Raw genomic sequence first — 21,779 nt, forward strand, 5'->3', positions numbered from 1 at the left:
TAGACTCTCAAACTGTCGATTTTACCACGAGCCGCCGGGTCAGCGCCCGGATTTGATGACATAAAAAACATGACCAGCCTCCTGCTCGTTCTCTCGCTGTTCCTGATCCTGTCCTACGGGGCCTTTACCTGGCACTACCTGGCCAATTGGAAGGGCGTGGCCCGCTGGCCACGCAATCCCAGGCTGGAGCATGGCCTGCTTGGCTTGCTGCTCCTGGTGCAGGCCGTGGTGGTGGTGGCGCCGCTCAGCGCCAGCGGCGGTTTGTCGCTGGGGGTGGGGCACGCGCTGGGCGTGATGGTGTGGATCATGCTGATGATCTACTGGACCTGCAGCTTCTTTTATAAAGTGGAAGGGCTGCAGCTGTTCATGATGCCGCTGGCGATGGCTGCGCTGGCCTTCGCCATTGCCTTTCCCGGCCATCATATGGTCAGCGATCTGTCCAATCCGGCTTTCGTGCTGCACATCCTGGTTTCCATGCTGGCCTACAGCCTGTTCGCCATCGGCGCGCTGATCGCGGTGTTGATGCTGATCCTGGAGCGTGCCTTGCACCATAGAAGAGTGTCGATGCTGGCCAAGCAGCTGCCGCCTTTGCTGACGCTGGAAAAAATGATGTTCCAGGTCATCGCGGTGGGCTTTTTGCTGCTGACGCTGACGCTGGTGACGGGCGTGACCTTTTCCGAGGAGGTGTTCGGCAAGGCTGCGGCGCTCACCCACAAAACCGTGTTCAGCGTGCTCTCCTGGCTGATTTTCGCCGCCTTGCTGCTGGGCCGTCGTTTGCGGGGGTGGCGCGGCAAGGTGGCGATCCGTTGGACTCTGGCCGGCTTCCTGTCCCTGATGCTGGCATACGTGGGCAGCAAGGTGGTTTTAGAATTAGTGCTGCAGCGCTAAGGCGCCGCATAAGCGTTTTTCTCTAAAACCGTTTGCAAAGCATCCTCGCAAGGAGTCTTTCCGTGAAAAAACTGCTATCTGTTTTCGCCGCCTTGATGTTGTTGTGCAATTTCGCCCTGGCCGCGGTCAATCTCAATACCGCCACGCAGCAGCAATTGGAAGCGTTGAAGGGCATAGGCCCGGCCAAAGCCAAGGCCATCGTCGATTACCGGACCAAGAACGGCCCGTTCAAAACGGTGGACGATCTGAAGAAAGTCTCCGGCATCGGCGACAAGACGCTGGAAAAGCTGCGCAAGGATTTGGCTGTGAGCGGCGGCGCGCCGGCAGCCGCGCCTGCGGCTAAACCCACGGCCAAGCCTGTGGCAACCAAGTAATACGCTTGCGCGGCATCTGAAGTTGCGGGTCTCTTCACTGTGGTGGAGGGCGCGCAGCGTCTCAAGCAGCTCTGTCGGCTTCGGCCCGCAGGGCTGTTTGTTTATGGTGTAGTCATTTTTGTGTTGTATAAGTGAAACAATTCTGGTTTTGGTGTTGCGTTTTTGCAAATGCGAGGAGTCATATGGAATAAGGGTTTCAGCTGGTTTTGCCGAAATCCTGTTGTTTTTTGGGAGAGTTTTCATAGGAGCGGCCCGCCTAGGCTTTGTTTTTTTGCAACGTCAGTCTTATATTGGCTACAGCGATCGGCGGAACATATCGCCGACACATAAATGTCCGGGCTCAGCCAACAGGACAAAATCAACTGACTTGAAAGGATTTGCAATGAACAAGAAGCTTATCGCCTTGGCATTGGCCGCCCTGCCTGCAGCCGCCATGGCGGACGTGACCATCTACGGCACCATCAAGGCTGGTATCGAAGACAACAAGACCTACAGCTCTTCCTTGGGTCTGGATGGCAATAAAAGCCCGAGAAGCGGCGTCCAAGTCAATGACTGGACCTCCAGCATTGGCTTCAAGGGCAGCGAAGATGTCGGCAATGGCCTGAAGGCGATCTGGCAGGTGGAAAGCCGCTTGCATATGGATGGCACCAACGGCAACAAAAATGCCGCGTCCAGCGATGGCCTTGGCACTCGCGATACTTTCGTCGGTCTGGCCGGCGATTCGTGGGGCAAGGTCCGTTTGGGTCGTCTGTCTGACTATGCCAACTCCGACATGGAACAGGTAGACCCGGGTTCATACAGCGACGAAAGCGTCGGCGGTCTGGGCATGTTCACTCGTCTGGATGGCCGTCATAACAACGCTATCCGTTATGACAGCGCCAACTGGGGCGGTTTCAGCATGGCAGTTCTGTGGGCGCTTGATGAAAACCGCACTACCGTCGCTGGCACTCGCACCAATAACCAGTTCTCCAACATTGGCCTGAGCTACGAAAACTCGGGTTATTTCGGCAAGTACAACTACGGCAGCTGGGGCGATTCGAATCTGGTCGGCGGCAACAAGGACTGGCATCGTTTTGAAGGCGGCTACAACGCCAACAATATCTACTTGGCTTTGGGCTATCAACAAGTCCGCGGTTATGGCTTCAGCCCGTTCTACAATGGCACAGTGGGTACTGCTGTAAACAACGCTGTTGTTAATAACTTGGTAAATAATGGCACTTTTGCCACGACGGCCCAGGCCCAAGCGGCAGTGAATTCCCTCCTGATGAAGACCAAGGAGCTCGCGCTGACTGGTGGCTACACCTTCGGTTCCTTCACGCCTTACCTGTCGTATGTTAAGGGTTACGATGTTTCTCTGAATGGCACCAACATCAACAAGAGCGGCTACGACCAGTTCGTGTTGAGTCTGGATTATGCGCTCTCCAAGCGCACTGACGTGTATACCTCTTACGGGCACGTGAACTGGAAGGCTGACGGCGCTGCTAGCGAAAGCACCTTCGGCCTGGGTCTGATCCACCGCTTCTGATCGTTTCTGGCAACGATGCAAGAGGGCTGCTTTGGCAGCCCTTTTTTATTGAGCCCTGCGCGCGGTCGAAGGTTTGCTCGCTTTGGTATTGCTCCGGGGAAGGGGCGGTATTTCGCATATAATGATGTCAAAGCCTGCGCACGATCGTGACTACAACGTCAAAACGGAACCGGTTTCGCATATGGAAGCTTCGGCAGGGATTTCCGGCCTGGGCAGGGCCCTGATACAACATAACGCGCTGCCTCAGCAAGAGGCGGACGCCATTCAGCGCCATGCCGCGGCCGGCAATGTCAGCTTTGTCGAGCAGCTGATTCTCAGCAAGAAGATGACGGCGCAAGAGATCGCCATGTTCGCTTCGCGCATTTTCGGCTATCCCTTGCTCGATATGTCTTCGCTGGATGTGGATCAGTTGCCCAAGGGCTTGGTGGATGACGATCTGATCGCCAGCCGCCGTTTGCTGCCCTTGCTGAAGCGCGGCAATAAACTGTATATCGGCACTTCTGATCCTACCCAGACTTCGGCCTACCATGCCATTACGTTCAAGACGGGACTGACCGTGGAAATCGTGGTGGTGGAGGACGACAAGCTGTCCAAGGTGCTGGGCCGTTACCAGGACAACTCCACATCGGCGCTGAAGGAGTTGGAAAACGAGGACTTCGGCGATCTCGAATTCGCCGATCCGGATGCGCAGGTCGACTCCGGACCGCAGGTGGAGGTCGATGACGCGCCGGTCGTGAAGTTCATCCACAAGATGCTGCTGGACGCGATCGCCGGCGGCGCGTCCGACATCCATTTTGAGCCCTATGAGAAGTATTACCGCATCCGTTATCGGGTGGATGGCGTCTTGAAAGAGGTGGCGCAGCCGCCGCTATTGTTGAAGGAAAAAATCGCTTCGCGCATCAAGGTGATCTCCAAGCTCGATATTTCGGAAAAGCGCGTGCCGCAGGATGGCCGGCTGAAGCTGGTGTTGTCCAAGAGCCGGGCCATCGATTTCCGGGTCAGCACCTTGCCTACGCTGTTCGGCGAGAAAATCGTGATGCGTATCCTGGACTCGTCGGCCGCTTCTCTGGATATCGAGCAGCTGGGCTTCGAGCCCGAGCAGAAGGCTTTGCTGCTGTCGGCCATCGCCCGGCCTTACGGCATGGTGCTGGTGACCGGGCCTACCGGCAGCGGCAAGACGGTGTCCTTGTATACCTGTTTGAATATCTTGAACAAGCCGGACCTCAACATCGCCACCGCGGAAGACCCGGTGGAAATCAATTTGCCGGGCATCAATCAGGTCAATGTCAATGAAAAGGCCGGCCTGACCTTCGCGTTCGCGTTGAAGGCGTTTCTGCGGCAGGATCCGGATGTGATCATGGTGGGCGAGATCCGCGATTTCGAAACCGCCGACATCGCCATCAAAGCGGCACAGACCGGGCATATGGTGTTCTCCACCCTGCACACCAATAACGCGCCGGCGACGCTGACCCGGATGTTGAATATGGGAGTGGCGCCGTTCAATATCGCCAGTTCGGTGCTGCTGATCATGGCGCAGCGGCTGGCGCGCCGCTTATGCAGCCATTGCAAGAAACCGGTGGAAATTCCCGATGAGGCGCTGTTGCATGCCGGCTTCCGCAAAGAGGAGCTGGATGGCAGCTGGCATCCTTATGGTCCGGTCGGCTGCGAAGAGTGCCGCAACACCGGTTACAAGGGCAGAACCGGGATTTATGAAGTGATGCCGATCAGCGACGCGATGACGCGGCTGATCATGAAGAACGGCACTGCGGTGGATATCGCCGACCTGGCCAAGCAGGAAGGCATGGTCGATTTGCGGCGGGCGGGACTGATCAAGGTGAGGCGAGGCCTTACCTCCTTGGCGGAGATCGAGGCGGTGACCAACGACTGAGGTCGAGAGCATCGCTCAAGCTTGAATAGGGAAGGTTGGATCAATGGCGACACCGGCTGCCAAAAAGGCGAATCCCGGATATATCTGGGAATGGGAAGGCAAGGACCGCGCCGGCAAGGCGATACGGGGGGAGGTGCGGGCCGAGTCGGAAAGCGTGGCCAAAACCCAGTTGCGCCGCCAGGGCATCAACGTCACCAAGATACGCAAGCGCCGCAGCGGTTTCGGCAAGAAAATCACCGAAAAAGACATCACCCTGTTCACGCGCCAGCTGTCCACCATGATGCGCGCCGGCGTGCCCTTATTGCAGGCCTTCGATATTTCGGCCAAGGGGCATGGCAATCCCGCGGTGACGCGGATGCTGCTGGAGGTGAGGGCGGATGTGGAGACCGGCTCGTCGCTGGCGGAGGCGTTCCGCAAAAAACCCTTGTATTTCGACAAGCTGTTTTGCAATCTGATCGCCGCCGGCGAGACCGGCGGGGTGCTGGATAGCCTGCTGGACAAACTGGCCACGTATAAAGAAAAAGTCATGGCGATCAAGGCCAAGATCAAGTCGGCCCTGATTTATCCGACGGCCATCGTGGGCACTGCGTTGGTGATTACCGCGGTGATCATGATTTACGTGATTCCGGCTTTCAAGGATTTGTTTTCCAGTTTCGGCGCCAATTTGCCGGCGCCCACATTGTTTGTGATCTGGCTGTCCGACCAGTTTGTCCATTTTTGGTGGCTGATTTTCGGCAGCATTTTCGGCTCGCTGTTCGCCTTCTTTTACGCATTCAAGCGCACGCCCAAGCTGCAGGAGCAGATGGACAGGCTATTGCTGAGGTTGCCGGTGATAGGCGACATCATCCGCAAGGCCACCATCGCGCGGTGGGCGCGCACGCTGTCCACGCTGTTCGCGGCTGGAGTGCCCTTGGTGGAGGCTCTGGACTCGGTGGGCGGCGCGGCGGGCAATCAGGTGTATGCGGAGGCGACCAAGCGCATCCAGTCCGATGTCAGCGCCGGCTCCAGCCTGAATTTTTCGATGCAGCGCACCGATCTGTTTCCCAATATGGTGCTGCAAATGACCTCGATCGGCGAGGAGTCGGGCTCTCTGGATCAGATGCTGGACAAAGTTGCCGACTTTTATGAAGAAGAAGTGGATAATGCGGTGGCCGCGCTGTCCAGCCTGCTGGAGCCGGCCATCATGGTGATTCTGGGCGTGTTGATCGGCGGCCTGGTGATCGCGATGTACATGCCGATCTTCAAAATGGGACAAGTGGTGGGCTGATGCTGGACGACTTGATTTGGTTGCTGAGCGCGCATACCGGCTATCTTGTCGGCGTGGCCATCGTGCTTGGATTGATGGTGGGCAGCTTTCTCAATGTCGTGATTCATCGCCTGCCTGGCATGCTGGAGCGCGACTTTCTCGCAGACAGCGTGGAGTACCTGGCCGAGCACCAGCGCTTCGAGCCATTGCGCCTGGCCGCGCAGGATGCGGCCAGCGCCATGAGCGGCATGACGGTGGCCAATTTATGGAAGCCGGGATCGCGCTGTCCGGCCTGCGGCGCGCCGGTGCGGCCCTGGCATAATATTCCCATGTTGGGGTTTGTTTTGCTGCGCGGGCGTTGCCGGGACTGCGGGAGCAAAATCAGCCCGCGCTACCCCCTGGTGGAGGCATGGTGCGGAGCGTTGTTCGGATTTCTGGCCTGGGAAATAGGCTGGGGCTGGCCTCTTGCCGGGGCGTTACTATTGACGGCGGCCTTGCTGGCATTGGCCTTTATCGATTTGGACACCGGCCTGCTGCCGGATGATCTGACGCTGCCTTTGTTGTGGGCGGGGCTGTTGTTCAATTTGTTTTCGGGCAGGCTGCCGCTGGCTGACGCTGTGCTGGGCGCGGCATGCGGTTATCTCGCCTTGTGGCTGGTGTTTCATGTATTCAAGCTGCTGACCGGCAAAGAAGGCTTCGGCTACGGCGATTTCAAATTGCTGGCGGCGCTGGGGGCCTGGTTGGGGTGGTCTATGCTGCCTTTGATCATTTTTCTGTCCTCGCTGGTCGGCGCCGCGGCGGGGTTGGCGTGGATGGCATGGTCCAAGGGCAGGCTTGAGCAAAAAATTCCTTTTGGTCCCTATCTGGCCATCGCTGGCTGGATCGCGATGGCCTGGGGCGGGCAAATCATGAATGGATATTTGGCATGGGTATCCCGGTAGTCGGCCTGACCGGCGGCATAGGGTCGGGCAAGAGCGCCGCCGCCGAGCGGTTCGCCGAACTGGGCGTGGCGGTGGTGGATACGGATCTGATCGCTCATCAGTTGACGGGGCCGGGGGGCGCGGCGATGGCCGCCATTGAACGAGAATTCGGTCCGGCCGCCCTGACTGCTCAGGGTGCCTTGAATCGGCCGGCGATGCGGGAGAAGGTGTTTGCCGATCCGGCCAGCAAAAAGAGGCTGGAGGCCATTTTGCATCCCGCCATTCATGCGGAAAGCTTGCGTCAGCTTGAATCGGCGCGGGGAGATTACGCGCTGCTGGTTGTGCCGCTATTGTTCGAAAGCGATCGATACCTGCCGCTATTGGCGCGCACGCTGGTGGTGGACTGCAGTGAAAATACGCAGCTGGAAAGGGTGATGCGCCGCAGCGGACTGTCCGAGGAAGCCGTCCGCGCCATCATGTCGGCGCAGCTTTCCCGGACGGAGCGGCTGCGCCGGGCGGACGATAGCATAGATAATGACGGCAGCTTGGCCGAATTGAGACTTCAAGTCGATGCCAAACACGGTTATTATCTGGCCAATCTTGTCAATGCATTGTTATGAGGCTTGCTGCAAGCCGTGGAGAAGGGCAGATTGGCCGTGATCAGTTTTGAATTTCCTGTCACCGAACGCACCCGTATTCTGCTTCGCCTGGAATATCTATATGGGCGGCTGGCTTTTTTTGTCGGCAAAGACCACGCGCATGACCACCATGCGGCGCTGATGGTGTTGTTCGAGTTGATGGAAACCGCCTCGCGCGCCGATCTGAAGGCGGATTTGCTGCAGGAGCTGGAACGGCAGAAGCAAGTATTGGAAGCGCTGCGCGACAATCCGAACGTGGCGGAGGAAACGCTGGAGGGCGTGCTGGAGGAGATCGAGCACGCCTCCGGCAAGCTGCTGGCCCTGACCGGCAAGTTCGGCCAGAATCTGCGCGAGAATGAATGGCTGATGGCGATCAAGCAGCGCGCGGGCATTCCCGGCGGCACCTGTCAGTTTGACTTGCCGTCCTATCACTTGTGGCAGCAGCGCCCCGCCGACGCCCGCCGTCAGGATCTGCTGCGTTGGGCCGCGCCCCTGATGCCGACCGCCGAGGCCGCTGACATCTTGCTGAGGCTGCTGCGCGACAGCGGCAAAACCCACCATTACGTGGCCCGCAAGGGCGCGTTCCAGCAAATGTCCGGCGGCAAGGTGGTGCAGCTGATCCGCGTCGGCTATGATGACAACCTCGAACTGTTGCCGGAATTGTCCGCCAACAAGTACGCGCTCAATATCCGTTTCGTCAACGCGGTGACCGGCGAAGCCCGGCCCAAGCAGACTGAACAGGATGTCGAGTTCTACCTCACCAATTGCAAGTTTTGAGTTTCATGCCAGATTCTGTCCGCATCGTTCCTTGCCCCACCTGCCGCGCCGAAGTGCGCTGGGAGCCGCAAAGCCGTTATCGTCCCTTTTGCAGCGAGCGCTGCCGCTTGATCGACCTGGGGCAATGGGCCGACGAGAGCTACCGCGTGCCGGCGGCGGAGGAGTCGCCCTCCGGCGATATCCTGCCGCCGCATTGACACCGCGAGAGACGAAAAAAACCGCCAGCCGACTGACTGGCGGTTTTTCTTTATCGCAAGCGCCCTAACTAAGCCCGCGCCGCCAAGGCCGCGCCTTGGGAGAAGTAGCTTTTCACGCCGCTGAAAATGGCGTTGGCCATCTGCTGCTGGAAATCGGCGGTGATCAGCCGCTGCTCTTCGTCCGGATTGGAGATGAAGGCGGTCTCCACCAGGATGGACGGGATGTCCGGCGCCTTCAGCACCGCGAAGCCCGCTTGCTCCACCGCGTTCTTGTGCAGCTTGTTCAAGCCGCCCAGCTGTCCCAATACCGTCTTGCCCAGCTTCAGGCTGTCGTTGATGGTGGCGGTCTGGGTCAGATCCAGCAGCGTGTGCGCCAGATATTTGTCCTTGGTGCCCAGCTTGACGCCGCCGATCAGGTCGGAGTTGTTTTCCGTCTGCGCCAAGGCCTTGGCGAAGGCGCTGGTGGCGCCTTTTTCCGACAGCGCGAACACCGACGAGCCGCGCGCGGCGCGGTTGGGCGCGGCGTCGGCATGGATGGAGACGAACAGGTCGGCGTTGAGCTTGCGCGCCTTGGCCACGCGCACGCCCAGCGGGATGAATACATCGTCGCTGCGCGTCATGTAGGCGCGCATATTGGGTTCCGCGTCGATCAGCTGCTTCAGCTGGTGGCCGATTTTCAGGACCACGTCCTTTTCGCGGTTGCCTTGCAAGCCGATGGCGCCGGGATCTTCGCCGCCGTGGCCCGGGTCCAGCATCACGATGATGGGGCGGCCGCTGTTTTTGGCCTTGGGCTTGATCTGGGCGGGCGGCTGCTCCAGCTTGCCCTTGTTGTAGTCTTGCAAAAGGGCGAGCAGGGGGTCGTCTTGCTGGCCGCTGGCCGGATAAAGGTCCACCACCAGTCTATGCTTGTATTCGGCTACCGGCGCCAGCGTGAAGGCTTGCGGTTTGACGTCGGTTTTCAGCTCCAGCACCAGCCGCACCGTGTCCGGGTCGAACTGTCCGGCGCGCGCAGTGGCGATATAGGGGTCGGCGGCGGCGATCTGGCCGCTGATGTCCTTCAGCACGCCGTTGAGCTGCACGCCTTGCAGGTCTATCACCAGTCGGCTGGGATTGCTCAGGGTGAACTGCTTGTATTGGATGGCCGAACTGCCTTCCAGCGTGATCCGGGTGTAAGTGGACGAGGGCCAGATGCGCAAGGCGACGATCTGGCCGCCATCCGCCCAGCCGCGGGGGCTGACGGAGAGCAGAAAGGTGGCGGCGGCGGCGCCTAGCAGCGCGCGGCGGTTTGGGTCGAAAGTCGATCGAGGCATGACTGTCCGGTTTGCGTCTGAGCGTGAAAATGATAATTGCGACCGTCGCCGGCCACGGCAAGTTCCAGCACGATGTCGGCCATGGGCAGCAGGCCGTCGGCCTTGGCCGGCCATTCCACCAGGCACAGGCTGTCCTGGCCGAAATATTCGCTGAAGCCGGCGTCGTTCCATTCTTCCGGATCGGCGAAACGGTAGAGGTCGAAATGATGAACCTGAAAATCGGCCAGCGGATAGCTTTCCACCAGCGTGTAGGTGGGGCTTTTCACCTTGCCTTTGTGGCCGAGCGCGGCCAGCAGCCCGCGGGTGAACGTGGTCTTGCCGGCGCCCAAGTCGCCCAGCAGATGGACGGTAAGGCCCGGCCGCGCGGCGGCGGCGAAGGCTGCGCCCAGCGCCAGGGTCGCGTTCTCGTCCGGCAGGCTGCCGTCGCGAACGCTGGTATCATCCATCGCCATGACTGAGAATCCTCCTCAAAAACCGGATTATCCCGAATTGTCGCGCCAAATCAAAGCCTGGGCGCGAGAAGCTGGCTTCGCCGAGGCCCGCATCACCCGCGCCGAACTGCCGCCGGAGGCAGAGGCGCGGCTGAATGACTGGCTGGCGGCGGGCTATCACGGCGAGATGGACTATATGGCCCGCCATGGCGCGATGCGGGTGAGGCCCGCCGAATTGGTGCCGGGCACGCTGTCCGTCATCTCGCTGCGCATGAACTACTGGCCCGCCTCCCGTCCCGCGGAGCAGGTGCTGGCCGATGCCTCCCGCGCCTATTTGTCCCGCTACTCGCTGGGCCGCGATTATCACAAGGTGCTGCGCAACCGCTTGCAAAAACTGGCTGAACGCATGGAGTCGGCGATAGGCGCTTTCGGCTATCGGGTGTTTACCGACAGCGCGCCGCTGGCCGAGGTGGCGCTGGCCGCGCAGGCCGGCTTGGGCTGGCGCGGCAAGCATACTTTGCTGTTGACCAAACAACAGGGCTCGCTGTTCTTCCTGGGCGAAATCCTCACCGATTTGCCGCTGCCTCCCGATGAAGCCGAGGACGGGCATTGCGGCCGCTGCACGCGCTGCATGGACGTCTGTCCCACCGGCGCCATCGTCGCGCCGTACACGGTGGATGCCAGGCGCTGCATATCCTACCTGACTATAGAGCTCAAAACCGCCATTCCGCAGCCGCTGAGGCCCTTGATTGGTAACCGAGTGTACGGTTGCGACGACTGCCAGCTGTTCTGCCCGTGGAACCGCTTTTCAGTGGAAACCGGTGAAACCGATTTTGCGGTGCGTCATGGTTTGGACGGCGCGAGTCTGGTAGAACTGTTCGGCTGGAGCGCGGAGGATTTTCGCGAGCGGATGGCCGGCAGCCCGATTTATCGGATCGGCTATCACAAATGGCTGTCGAATCTGGCGGTGGGCCTGGGCAACGCGCCGACCACGGAGGAAGTGGTGGCGGCGCTTAAATCCAGACTGGATTTCCCGGACGAGCTGGTGGCTGAGCCGGTGCGCTGGGCGCTGTCCCGGCACGGCGTGGCGGTCTGAATCAGCCGCGGGAAGGGGCGATCACCAGCGATTCGCCTTCCAGCACCACTTTTTCGCCGACCAGGCAGCGGGTGGACAGGCGCACGCGTTTTTTCTCAGGAAAGAGCTCTTCCACTGTGACGCGGGTGGTCACCGTTTCTCCGATGCGCACCGGCGCTTTGAAGCGGGTGGTTTGCGACAGGTAAACGGTGCCGTAGCCGGGCAGTTGGGTGCCGATCACCCCGGAAATCAGGCTAGCGGTCAGCATGCCGTGAGCGATGCGAGTTTCGAACGGGGTGGTCGCGGCGTAGACCTGGTTCAGGTGAACCGGATTGTTGTCGCCGCTGACGGCGGCGAACAGCAGGATGTCCGCCTCGGTGATGGTCTTGCCGCCTTCGGCGGTTTGGCCGACTGCGAGGTCTTCGAAAAACACGGTCATGACAACTCCACTGGTTATGACAGGGAAATGCCGATTCATTCTGACAGCTTCGGCGTGAAATGCAAAGCCGGGGGAAATGACGTACTATCGTCGCCGAGTTGCATTTTCACCACGCAGGCGGCGCCTGTGTACAAACCAAACGCTCGTTTGAAATTTGCTTGGGGCATAATCAGGCACAGCTGGCCGTTTCTTGCCTTCCGCGTTCGATTAACCCACAGATGTTTGCTGGAGGAATATGAAAGTTCTAGTCGCAGTGAAGCGCGTTGTCGATTACAACGTGAAAGTCCGCGTCAAAGCCGACGGCAGCGACGTTGATATCGCCAACGTCAAGATGTCGATGAACCCCTTCGACGAAATCGCCGTTGAAGAGGCGGTGCGTCTGAAGGAAGCCGGCAAGGCCACTGAAATCATCGCCGTGTCCATGGGCGTGAAGCAGTGCGAGGAAACCCTGCGCACCGCGCTGGCCATGGGCGCCGACCGCGCCATCCTGGTGGAGACCGACGCCGAACTGCAGCCCTTGGCTGTGGCCAAGCTGCTGAAGGCCGTGGCCGACAAGGAACAGCCGCAGCTGGTGATTCTGGGCAAGCAAGCCATCGACGACGACGCCAACCAGACCGGCCAGATGACCGCCGCGCTGCTGGGCTGGGCTCAAGGCACTTTCGCCTCCAAGGTGGACCTGGCCGCGGAAACCGTGGACGTCACCCGCGAAATCGACGGCGGCCTGGAAACCGTCAAGCTGCGTCTGCCGGCGGTGGTGACTTCCGACCTGCGCCTGAACGAGCCGCGCTTCATCAAGCTGCCCAATATCATGGCCGCCAAGAAGAAGCCGCTGGACAAGACCACGCCGGCCGACCTCGCCGTAGACGTCGCTCCGCGCCTGAAAACGCTGAAAGTGGCCGAGCCGGCCAAGCGTTCCGCCGGCATCAAGGTGGCCAACGCCGCCGAATTGGTCGCCAAACTCAAGAACGAAGCAAAGGTGCTGTAAGACATGGCTATTCTCGTTATCGCTGAACACGACAACCAGAGCCTGAAAGCAGGCACCCTGAACACCATCACCGCCGCCGCCAAGCTGGGCGAAGTGCATGTGCTGGTGGCCGGCCACAATGCCGCCGCCGCCGCCGACGCCGCCAAGAGCGTGGCCGGCGTGGCCAAGGTGCTGCTGGCCGACGCCGCCCATTACGCCCATGGCCTGGCGGAAAGCCTGTCCGCGCTGGCGGTGGAGCTGGCCAAGGGCTACAGCCATGTGCTGGCCCCGGCGTCCTCTTTCGGCAAGAACCTGCTGCCGCGCGTGGCCGCTTTGCTGGACGTGGCGCAGATTTCCGAAATCACCGCCATCGAATCGGCCGACACCTTCGTGCGTCCGATCTACGCCGGCAATGTGATGGCTACTGTGCAATCGATGGATCCCATCAAGGTGATCACCGTTCGCGCCACCGCTTTCGACGCGGCCGGCCAGGGCGGCTCCGCCGCGGTGGAAACCATTTCCGCCGGCGCCGACAGCCAATTGGCGGCCTTCGTCGGCCAGGAACTGACCAAGTCCGATCGTCCGGAGCTGGGCTCGGCCAAGGTCATCGTATCCGGCGGCCGCGCGCTGGGTTCGGAGGAGCAGTTCAAGGCGGTGATCGATCCGCTGGCCGACAAGCTGTCCGCCGCCGTGGGCGCTTCCCGCGCCGCCGTGGACGCCGGCTACGCGCCGAACGATTATCAAGTCGGCCAGACCGGCAAGATCGTCGCGCCGCAGCTGTACTTCGCCGTCGGCATTTCCGGCGCGATCCAGCACTTGGCCGGCATGAAGGACTCCAAGGTGATCGTCGCCATCAACAAAGATGAAGAAGCGCCGATCTTCCAGGTGGCCGATTACGGCATCGTCGGCGACTTGTTCACCGTAGTGCCGGAACTGATGGCGGAACTGTCCAAGTAAGCGACAGCCGGGGGCGGGCCGCACGCGCCCCCGACCGAGCAGGCAACATAGCCGCCGGAACCAAAACAGCAGCCGGCGCCTCCCTAAGTGAGCGCCGGTTTTTTATGGCCCGTCCATCGCGGGCCGACGCGAGAGAAACAGAGGAGAAGCGAGATGATTTATCACGCCCCAGTCAAAGACATCCGATTTGTATTGAATGAACTGGCCGAATTGACAGGCATTTGCGGTCTGCCCGGCTATGGCGAATGCTCGGTCGAACTGACCGACGCGGTGCTGGAAGAGGCGGCCAAGTTCGCCGAAGGCGTGCTGGCGCCGATCAACAAGCAGGGCGATCAGGGCGCCAAATGGAAAGACGGCGAAGTGACCGCCGCCCCGGGCTTCAAGGATGCCTGGCAGCAATATGTGGAATCCGGCTGGGTGGGGCTGCGCGCGCCGGAGGAGTACGGCGGCCAGGGCATGCCGGCGCTGGTGGCGGCGGCGGCCGAGGAAATGTGGTGCGCGTCCAATCTGGCGTTCTCCCTGGCCCCCTTGCTGACGCTGGGCGCGGTGGAGGCCATCCACCACCATGCTTCCGACGAGTTGAAGGGCATCTATCTGCCGATGATGTCCAGCGGCCAATGGACCGGCACCATGAACCTGACCGAGCCGCAGGCCGGTTCCGACCTGGCCCAGGTGCGCTCGCGCGCCGTGCCGGCGGCGGATGGCAGCTACCGCATCAGCGGCCAGAAGATCTTCATCACCTGGGGCGAGCACGATATGGCCGAGAACATCGTCCATCTGGTGCTGGCCCGTTTGCCGGACGCGCCTGCCGGCGTGAAGGGCATTTCGCTGTTCATCGTGCCCAAGTTCCTGGTCAACGCCGATGGTTCGCTCGGCGCGCGCAACGATGTGCGTTGCGTGTCGCTGGAGCACAAGCTGGGCATTCACGGCAGCCCTACCGCGGTGATGAGCTTCGGCGACAATGACGGCGCGGTGGGCTATCTGGTGGGCGAGCCCAACAAGGGCCTGAACTACATGTTCACCATGATGAACCACGCCCGCTTGGGCGTGGGCATCGAAGGCATGGCGGTGTCCGAGCGCGCCTATCAAAAGGCGGTGGAGTACGCCCGCGAGCGCGTGCAGAGCCGCGCCGTGGGTTCGCCGGACCCGGCTGGCGTCGCCATCATCCAACATCCGGACGTGCGCCGCATGCTGATGACGATGCGCGCCCAGATTGAGGCGCAGCGCGCGCTGACGTTCTACGCCGCCGCCGCGCTGGATCGCGCCGCCCGCCATCCTGTGCCGGCCGAGGCCGCGCGCAACCAGGCGCTGCTGAACTTCCTGATCCCCATCGTCAAGGGCTGGAACACCGAGCAGGCCAACGAGATCACCAGCCTGGCGGTGCAGGTGCACGGCGGCATGGGCTTCATCGAGGAGACCGGCGTCGCCCAGTACTACCGCGATGCCCGCATCACCGCCATTTACGAAGGCACCACCGGCATCCAGGCGCTGGACCTGATCGGCCGCAAGACGGCGTCCGAGCGCGGCGTCACCGCGCGCGCGCTGCTGGGCGAGGCGCAGTCCACCGTCGCCAAACTGCAAGCCGCTGGTTTCGACAGCATCGCTCGCAATCTGGCGGCCGCTGTCGCCGACGCCGAGCGCTGCGTGGCTTTCATACTGGAAACCTTCGGCAGCCAGCCGCAGCTGGCCGCGGCCGGCTCGGTGCCGTTCCTGAAGCTGATGGGCATCGCTCTGGGCGGCTGGCAGCTGGGCCGCGCCGCGCTGATCGCCAAGGAAAAGCTGCAAGACGCCGATGCCGACGCGGACTTCCTGAATGCCAAGATCGTCACCGCGCGCTTCTTCGCCGAGCACCTGTTGCCGCAGGTTTCCGGCCTGGCCGCCGCCATTCTGTCCGGCGCGGACAGCGCGCTGGCCTTGCCGGAAGAACAGTTTTGACATTGGTTTGACGGTATCGATATGCATCATGAGCGCCACGGCTTTGCCGTGGCGTTTTTTATGCGAAAATGCCGACGTTTTGTCAAAGAATTCGATTGTGACTTGGCTGGCGCGGGCGGCTTTGGCCCGAAGTCGGGAATTTGTAGTGAATATTGCCGTAAAACAAATTTTCCGCTGTCATCAAATCTGTGGCTTGGCTATTGCAAAATACACCTCTTGCTGCTTAATCTAGCGTGCCACAGGTGGGCAGTTGATCAGCATAATTTAAGAAAAACGGGATGCCGATGCTTGAAAAGACAAGGGGAAGACTGAAACCGGGTTTTCGCGGCCTTCCGGCATGGAGCAGGCAATGGCATAAAGGCTTGCCCTTGTTGGCTGCTTTGGCGCTGGCCTATTGGTCAGGCCAGCAGTTGACCGCGCTGCTGTCGCCGTCGGCGCGGGCCTATCGCGCCTTGGCGCCGGCCCAGCCGCAAGCCGCCGCGGCCGCGGCCGCGCAGGCGCACTGGTTTGGCGAGGCGCCGCAGCAGCCGGTCTCCGCGCCGCCGCCTATCCGTCTGATTGGCGTTTACGCGCCGACGATGCCTGGCGTGCAGGGCTTCGCCATCATCGATGAGAACGGCCGGGCCCAGCCTTTGCTGCAGGGCAAGCAGACCGCCGATGGCTGGGAGCTGGTCAAGATCGCGCCGAACGGCGTGACGGTGCGCTCCGGCGGCAATGAGCAATTCGTGCCGCTGCAGTCCAGGGCGGGCGGCGGCGCTGTCGACAACGGCCAGCAGCAACAGGCCGGGCAAGCGCAGCAGTTCAACCAGATTCCCATTCCCCAGCCTGGCGTCGTTCAAGCTCCGCCGCCTGGTCCGCAGACCGCGCCCGACAATCCGCAGCAACCGGCGGTCGAGCCCGCCGCCATGATGCGTCAATAAGAGAACACAATGAGAATTTCGAAACTCGTCGCCGCCCTGGCCCTGGTGTCCAGCTGCCAATTGCTCGCCGCTCCGCAGAACGACAGCGTGATGCTCAACTTCGTCAACGCCGACATCGAGACCGTGGTCAAGGCGATAGGCGAAATCAGCGGCAAAAACTTCATCATCGATCCGCGGGTCAAGGGCACCGTCAATATCGTTTCCAGCCGGCCGGTGCCGCGCGCCTTGTCTTACCAGGTGCTGTTGTCGTCGCTGCGTTTACAGGGCTTCGCCGCGGTGGAGGGCAATGGCGTGGTCAAGATCGTGCCGGAGGCGGACGCCAAGCTGCACGCCAAGGCCAGCAAGGGCATTCCGCGCGGCGACGGCGACCGCTTGATCACCAAGGTGTTCTCGCTGAAGAACAGCAACGCCAATCAGCTGGTGCCGGTGATCCGGCCCATTGTTTCGCCCAACAACACGGTGGCGGCTTATCCGCAATCCAATGCGCTGATCGTCACCGACTACGCCGACAACATCCAGCGCATCGAATCCATCATCGAATCGATTGAAACTGCCGCGGCGGGCGATACGGTGGTGATCCCGGTGTTGTATGGCTCGGCGGTCGAATTAGCCAATACGCTGAACAAATTATTGCAAGAGGGCGGCGATGGCGGCGGCAAGACCACCATCCTGGCCGACCCGCGCTCCAATGTGCTGATGGTCAAGGCCGACGCGCCGGGCAAGATCGGCAAGGTCAAGAGCCTGCTGAAAGTGTTGGACCAACCGAGCCAGGCCGGCTCCAACGTGCGCGTGGTGTATTTGAAGAACGCCGAGGCCGGCAAGGTGGCGCAGACCTTGCGCGCGCTATTGACCGGCGACGCAGGGCCGCTGCAAGGCCGTGTCGCCGTCTCCACCAATGGCAGCAGTTCCGGCAGCAGCGGCTTGGGCACCAGTTCATCGGCGACGGGCACATCCTTGGGCGGCAGCAGCAATGCGACGCCCAACGCCGCGGCGGCGCCGGCCGCCTCCAGTCCCTTGAGCAATGATGCGTCCAGCTCGGGCAACAGCCAATTCGCCAGCGGCAGCGGCTCCATGATTCAGGCGGATCCGACCAACAACGCGCTGATCCTGAACGTGCCGGACACCATGTACCAGAATCTGCGCAATGTGATCGACATGCTGGACAAGCGGCGCGCGCAGGTGCTGGTCGAGGCGCTGGTGGTCGAGATGTCGGCGCAACGCGCCATGGAGCTGGGCGTGCAATGGCAGGCCACCAGCGGCGCGGGCATAGGCGGCACCAATTTCACCAATGGCGTCAATACGCCCTCCATCATTTCCACCATCGGTCCGACTGGCGTTTTCAATCCGGCCGCGCTGGCCAGCTCGGCCGGTTTGAATCTTGGCTGGTTGCGGCACGGCAATTTGGCCGCGCTCGCCAAAGCGCTGGAAACCGAGGCTGGCAGCAATGTCGTCGCCAATCCGTCTTTGCTGGCGATGGACAATGAGAAGGCCAAGATACTGATCGGCCAGGAAGTGCCGGTGCCGACCGGCAGCGTGGCGACGCCGAGCAGCTCCACCGGCGGCACGCCGGTGGTGACCACCAGCTACGACCGCAAGACCATAGGCTTCAATCTGGAAATCACGCCGCAGATTTCCGAGGGCGGCAGCGTGCGGATGAAGATCATGCAGGAAACCGCCAGCCTGCAGCAATCCGATCTGCAGATTCTGAACGTGGGCAGCGACGCAGGGCCGACCACGAACCGGCGAGTATTGGAAACCATCGCCAATGTCGACGACGGCAGCATTCTGGCGATCGGCGGCTTGCTGCAGGATTCGGTGACGGATTCCCAGCAGAAAGTGCCGCTGCTGGGCGACATCCCCTGGCTGGGCGGCTTGTTCCGCTATTCGGTCAAGAATCACAACAAGACCAACCTGATGATTTTCCTCAAGCCCACCATCATCAAGGATGAGCTGGGCGGCCGCGTCATGGCTCAGGATCGTTACCAGTACATTCTGGGCGACATGAAGCAAGAGGCGAAGAAGCTGCCGCTGGACCTGGAATCCGCGCTGAAATCCTTGCCGGAGGGCGGCATCAAATCCAGCCTGGAGCGGGATTTCAAGGCGCAGCCAAAATGAACAAGCCCACCCTGATGCCGCTGTTGGGCTTTCCTTTCGCCCGCGCCAACGGCGTGATCCTGCTGGATGGCGAAAGCGGCCGCCAGCTGTTGCTGCGCGAAGACGCCAAGCCGGCGGCCTGGGCCGAGGCGCTGCGTTTGCATGGCGGCGTGCTGGCTGGCGTGGAGACGCTGAGCGCGGCGCAGTTCGAAAAGCGCCTGTCCGAGCACTACGCCAGCCGCGACGGCGCGGCGGCGGAAATGGTGGACGACATCGGGCAGGACATGGACTTGAACCAGATGGTCGAGTCCTTGCCGACCGTGGAGGACCTGCTGGAAAGCGAGGGCGACGCGCCCATCATCCGCATGATCAACGCGCTGCTCACCCAGGCGCTGCGCGATGGCGCCTCGGACATCCACATCGAAGCCTTCGAAGACCGCTCCACCGTGCGCTTCCGCCTGGACGGCACGCTGCGCGACGTGGTCAGCCCGCACCGCGCGCTGCACGCGGCCATGGTTTCGCGGATCAAGATCATGTCCGGCATGGACATCGCCGAGAAGCGCATTCCGCAGGACGGCCGGATCTCGCTGCGCCTGGGCGGCCGGCCGGTGGATGTGCGGGTGTCGACGCTGCCCACCAGCCACGGCGAGCGGGTGGTGCTGCGTCTCTTGGACAAGGAAAACGCGCGCTTGGATCTGGCCACGCTGGGCATGGCGGCGGACACGCTGGCCTCGGTGGACAAACTGATCAATCAGCCGCACGGCATCCTGCTGGTGACCGGTCCTACCGGTTCCGGCAAAACCACCACGCTGTATGCGGCTTTGTCCCGTCTGGACGCCGGCCACACCAATATCATGACGGTGGAAGACCCGGTGGAATACCACCTGGACGGCGTTGGCCAGACCCAGGTCAATCCCAAAATCGACATGAGCTTCGCCAAAGCGCTGCGGGCCATTCTGCGGCAAGACCCGGACGTGGTGATGATAGGCGAAATTCGCGATCTGGAAACGGCGCAGATCGCGGTGCAGGCGTCGCTGACCGGCCACTTGGTGCTGGCCACGCTGCATACCAACGACGCGGCCAGCGCGGTGACGCGTCTCACCGATATGGGCGTGGAGCCCTTCCTGCTGGCCTCGTCGCTGTTGGGGGTGATGGCGCAGCGCTTGGTGCGCCGCGTCTGCCCGCAGTGCAAGGCGCCGCACCCGGTGCCCTTGGAGGATGAGCCGGAGGTGGTGCACTACCGGCCGGTGGGCTGCCCCGCCTGCGCCGGCTCCGGCTACAAAGGCCGTTACGGCGTGTATGAATTGATGCTGGTGGACGACGCGATGCAGCGGCTGATCCATGACCGCGCCTCCGAGCAGCGCCTGCGCGACCACGCCCAGCGCCACGGCATGCGCAGCCTGCGCGACGACGGCCTGCGCTGGGTCAAGGCCGGCGAGACCAGCCTGGAAGAAATCCTGCGGGTGACGAGAAGCTGATGGCGGCCTTCAAGTACACCGCCTATGACGCGGCCGGCAAAGAGCTCAGCGGTTTGATGGAGGCCGATTCCGCCCGCGCCGCCCGCGTGCAGCTGCGCGAGCGCGGCTTGCTGCCGGTTGCCGTGGAAGGCGTCAACGCCAAAACCGGCGGCGCGGGCAGCAATGCGCTGCGCCGCGGCTTGCCGCGCGCCGAATTGGTGATGCTCACCGAGCAGATGTCCACCTTGCTCAACGCCGGCCTGACCTTGGAAAAAGCGCTGACCGCGGTGACTGAGCAGTCGGAAAACACCCGCACCCGCACGGTGCTGGCGGCGCTGCGCAGCGACATCCTGGAGGGCAAGAGCTTCGCCCAGGCCCTGTCCGCCGCGCCGGGCGTCTTCTCGCCGCTGTACCGCTCCCTGGTGCAGGCCGGCGAGCAGTCCGGCCATCTGGACATGGTGATGTCGCGGTTGTCGGAGTATCTGGACAAGCGCCAGAACACCCAGCAGAAAGTGACGCTGGCGCTGGCCTACCCGGCGGTGGTGACGCTGGTGGCCATTTTGGTGGTGGCCGGTCTGATGAGCTATGTGGTGCCGCAGGTGGTCAGCGTGTTCGCCCAGACCAAGCAGACGCTGCCATTCCTGACGCGCGCGCTGGTGGCGTGCAGCGATTTCCTGCGCCAATGGGGCGTGGTTTTGCTGATTTCCATCGTCGCCGCGGTTTTCCTGATCGTCCGCGCCTTGCGCGCGCCGGCGCTGAAGCGCCGCTTTCATGTGCGGGTGCTCAAGCTGCCGGTGTTCGGCCGCTTGTTCCGCGCGCTCAACACCGCGCGCATGGCCAGCACTTTGTCCATTCTGGTCGGCTCCGGCGTGCCGCTGCTGACGGCGCTGGAAACCGCGCGCGGGCTGATGACCATGCTGCCGATGCAGGACGCGGTGACGGATGCGATGAACAAGGTGCGCGAGGGCGTGTCCTTGTCTCGGGCCTTGAACGCCAGCAAGCAGTTCCCGCCGGTGTTGATTCACCTGATTTCCAGCGGCGAGGCCAGCGGCACGCTGTCGCACATGCTGGACCGCGCCGCCCAGCAGCAGGAGCAGGAGGTGGAGCGCAAGCTGGCCACCTTCACCACGCTGATGGAGCCGCTGCTGATCCTGGTGATGGGCGGCATGGTGCTGATGATCGTGCTGGCCATCATGATGCCCATCATCGACATGAACCAGATGGTGCATTGAGCCCAATTGAATGGAAGCAACCCGGCGGGGTTTCGCCGGATTTTGAAGATGGAGATGCAATGAAACAGATTCAACGCGCCGCCCAACGCGGCTTTACCCTGATCGAAATCATGGTGGTGATCGTCATCCTCGGCGTGCTGGCCGCGCTGGTGGTGCCCAAGGTGATGAGCCGCCCGGACGAGGCGCGCATCGTCGCGGCCAAGCAGGACATCGGCGCCATCAGCCAGGCATTGAAGCTGTACCGCCTGGACAACGGCCGCTATCCGAGCACCGACCAGGGCCTGCAAGCGCTGGTGCAAAAGCCGAGCGCCGCGCCGGAACCGAAAAACTGGAAGCCGGGCGGCTACCTGGAGCGTCTGCCCAAGGACCCGTGGGGCAATCCGTATCAATACGCCAATCCGGGCACCCATGGCGAAATCGACATCTGGAGCTTCGGCGCCGACGGCCAGCCGGGCGGGGAAGGCAATGATGCCGACATAGGCAACTGGGAAAGCGGCAAGTAAGCCGACGGA

Annotated in this window: 21 protein-coding genes; 18 read left to right on the forward strand and 3 right to left on the reverse strand. The window is 61.9% G+C overall.

Annotation, left to right across the window (positions count from 1 at the left end):
- Positions 1 to 69 precede the first annotated feature (69 nt).
- From NKT35_RS11900 to yacG, 9 genes are all read left to right on the forward strand, one after another.
- Complete coding sequence (locus NKT35_RS11900; RefSeq protein ID WP_254293172.1) at positions 70 to 888, forward strand: cytochrome C assembly family protein; 819 nt, start codon at positions 70 to 72, stop codon at positions 886 to 888.
- A 95-nt stretch (positions 889 to 983) separates the two neighbouring features.
- A complete protein-coding gene (locus NKT35_RS11905) occupies positions 984 to 1,262 on the forward strand; it encodes a ComEA family DNA-binding protein (protein WP_371926504.1) in 279 nt (92 codons plus the stop codon).
- Positions 1,263 to 1,644: 382 nt separating this feature from the next.
- Positions 1,645 to 2,787 (forward strand): porin, encoded by a 1,143-nt coding sequence (locus tag NKT35_RS11910; RefSeq protein ID WP_254293176.1) that lies wholly within the window; start codon positions 1,645 to 1,647, stop codon positions 2,785 to 2,787.
- 181 nt (positions 2,788 to 2,968) lie between these two features.
- A complete protein-coding gene (gene pilB, locus NKT35_RS11915; protein ID WP_254293178.1) occupies positions 2,969 to 4,675 on the forward strand; it encodes a type IV-A pilus assembly ATPase PilB in 1,707 nt (568 codons plus the stop codon).
- A gap of 43 nt (positions 4,676 to 4,718) precedes the next feature.
- Entirely contained in the window at positions 4,719 to 5,942 is a 1,224-nt protein-coding gene (locus NKT35_RS11920; protein WP_254293180.1) for a type II secretion system F family protein, read from the forward strand.
- A complete protein-coding gene (locus NKT35_RS11925) occupies positions 5,942 to 6,862 on the forward strand; it encodes a prepilin peptidase (RefSeq protein WP_254293182.1) in 921 nt (306 codons plus the stop codon). Before NKT35_RS11920 ends, NKT35_RS11925 begins: the two co-directional genes overlap by 1 nt.
- Complete coding sequence (gene coaE, locus NKT35_RS11930) at positions 6,847 to 7,461, forward strand: dephospho-CoA kinase (RefSeq protein WP_254293184.1); 615 nt, start codon at positions 6,847 to 6,849, stop codon at positions 7,459 to 7,461. Before NKT35_RS11925 ends, coaE begins: the two co-directional genes overlap by 16 nt.
- 36 nt (positions 7,462 to 7,497) lie before the next feature.
- A complete protein-coding gene (gene zapD / locus NKT35_RS11935) occupies positions 7,498 to 8,256 on the forward strand; it encodes a cell division protein ZapD (RefSeq protein WP_254293186.1) in 759 nt (252 codons plus the stop codon).
- A 5-nt stretch (positions 8,257 to 8,261) separates the two neighbouring features.
- Positions 8,262 to 8,453, forward strand: coding sequence for a DNA gyrase inhibitor YacG (gene yacG, locus NKT35_RS11940; RefSeq protein ID WP_254293188.1), 192 nt, complete (start codon positions 8,262 to 8,264; stop codon positions 8,451 to 8,453).
- A gap of 68 nt (positions 8,454 to 8,521) precedes the next feature.
- Here the strand turns inward: yacG and NKT35_RS11945 are convergent, their stop codons facing one another.
- Together NKT35_RS11945 and tsaE are read right to left on the reverse strand one after the other, a co-directional pair.
- Positions 8,522 to 9,763 carry an N-acetylmuramoyl-L-alanine amidase gene (locus tag NKT35_RS11945; RefSeq protein WP_254293190.1) on the reverse strand — a complete coding sequence of 414 codons (1,242 nt, stop codon included), beginning with the start codon at positions 9,761 to 9,763 and terminating at the stop codon, positions 8,522 to 8,524.
- Positions 9,721 to 10,215, reverse strand: coding sequence for a tRNA (adenosine(37)-N6)-threonylcarbamoyltransferase complex ATPase subunit type 1 TsaE (gene tsaE / locus NKT35_RS11950; protein WP_254293192.1), 495 nt, complete (start codon positions 10,213 to 10,215; stop codon positions 9,721 to 9,723). Before tsaE ends, NKT35_RS11945 begins: the two co-directional genes overlap by 43 nt.
- Between tsaE and queG the strand changes: the two genes are divergently transcribed.
- A complete protein-coding gene (gene queG, locus NKT35_RS11955; protein WP_254293194.1) occupies positions 10,214 to 11,290 on the forward strand; it encodes a tRNA epoxyqueuosine(34) reductase QueG in 1,077 nt (358 codons plus the stop codon). The two genes, tsaE and queG, sit on opposite strands and share 2 nt — an antisense overlap.
- A gap of 1 nt (position 11,291) precedes the next feature.
- On the opposite strand, the gene NKT35_RS11960 is transcribed toward queG, so the two are convergent.
- Positions 11,292 to 11,708 (reverse strand): MaoC family dehydratase, encoded by a 417-nt coding sequence (locus tag NKT35_RS11960; RefSeq protein WP_254293196.1) that lies wholly within the window; start codon positions 11,706 to 11,708, stop codon positions 11,292 to 11,294.
- A gap of 235 nt (positions 11,709 to 11,943) precedes the next feature.
- Between NKT35_RS11960 and NKT35_RS11965 the strand changes: the two genes are divergently transcribed.
- The 8 genes from NKT35_RS11965 to gspG all read left to right on the forward strand — a co-directional run bounded on the left by NKT35_RS11965 (position 11,944) and on the right by gspG (position 21,770).
- Positions 11,944 to 12,693: an electron transfer flavoprotein subunit beta/FixA family protein gene (locus NKT35_RS11965; RefSeq protein WP_254293198.1), complete on the forward strand. Its 750-nt coding sequence runs from the start codon at positions 11,944 to 11,946 to the stop codon at positions 12,691 to 12,693.
- Between the two features lie 3 nt (positions 12,694 to 12,696).
- Positions 12,697 to 13,629, forward strand: a complete 933-nt coding sequence (locus tag NKT35_RS11970; protein ID WP_254293200.1) for an electron transfer flavoprotein subunit alpha/FixB family protein — start codon at positions 12,697 to 12,699, stop codon at positions 13,627 to 13,629.
- A gap of 153 nt (positions 13,630 to 13,782) precedes the next feature.
- On the forward strand, positions 13,783 to 15,564 hold the full coding sequence (locus NKT35_RS11975; protein WP_254293202.1) for an acyl-CoA dehydrogenase: 1,782 nt from the start codon (positions 13,783 to 13,785) through the stop codon (positions 15,562 to 15,564).
- A gap of 368 nt (positions 15,565 to 15,932) precedes the next feature.
- Positions 15,933 to 16,484, forward strand: a complete 552-nt coding sequence (locus tag NKT35_RS11980; RefSeq protein WP_254293204.1) for a type II secretion system protein N — start codon at positions 15,933 to 15,935, stop codon at positions 16,482 to 16,484.
- Between the two features lie 9 nt (positions 16,485 to 16,493).
- Positions 16,494 to 18,599, forward strand: coding sequence for a type II secretion system secretin GspD (gene gspD, locus NKT35_RS11985; protein ID WP_254293206.1), 2,106 nt, complete (start codon positions 16,494 to 16,496; stop codon positions 18,597 to 18,599).
- Complete coding sequence (gene gspE, locus NKT35_RS11990; protein ID WP_254293209.1) at positions 18,596 to 20,056, forward strand: type II secretion system ATPase GspE; 1,461 nt, start codon at positions 18,596 to 18,598, stop codon at positions 20,054 to 20,056. Before gspD ends, gspE begins: the two co-directional genes overlap by 4 nt.
- Positions 20,056 to 21,267 carry a type II secretion system inner membrane protein GspF gene (gene gspF / locus NKT35_RS11995; RefSeq protein ID WP_254293211.1) on the forward strand — a complete coding sequence of 404 codons (1,212 nt, stop codon included), beginning with the start codon at positions 20,056 to 20,058 and terminating at the stop codon, positions 21,265 to 21,267. The genes gspE and gspF overlap by 1 nt, the downstream gene beginning before the upstream one ends.
- Positions 21,268 to 21,326: 59 nt before the next feature.
- Positions 21,327 to 21,770, forward strand: coding sequence for a type II secretion system major pseudopilin GspG (gene gspG, locus NKT35_RS12000; protein ID WP_254293214.1), 444 nt, complete (start codon positions 21,327 to 21,329; stop codon positions 21,768 to 21,770).
- Positions 21,771 to 21,779: the final 9 nt, after the last annotated feature.

Source organism: Chromobacterium sp. IIBBL 290-4, assembly GCF_024207115.1.
GTDB lineage: Bacteria > Pseudomonadota > Gammaproteobacteria > Burkholderiales > Chromobacteriaceae > Chromobacterium.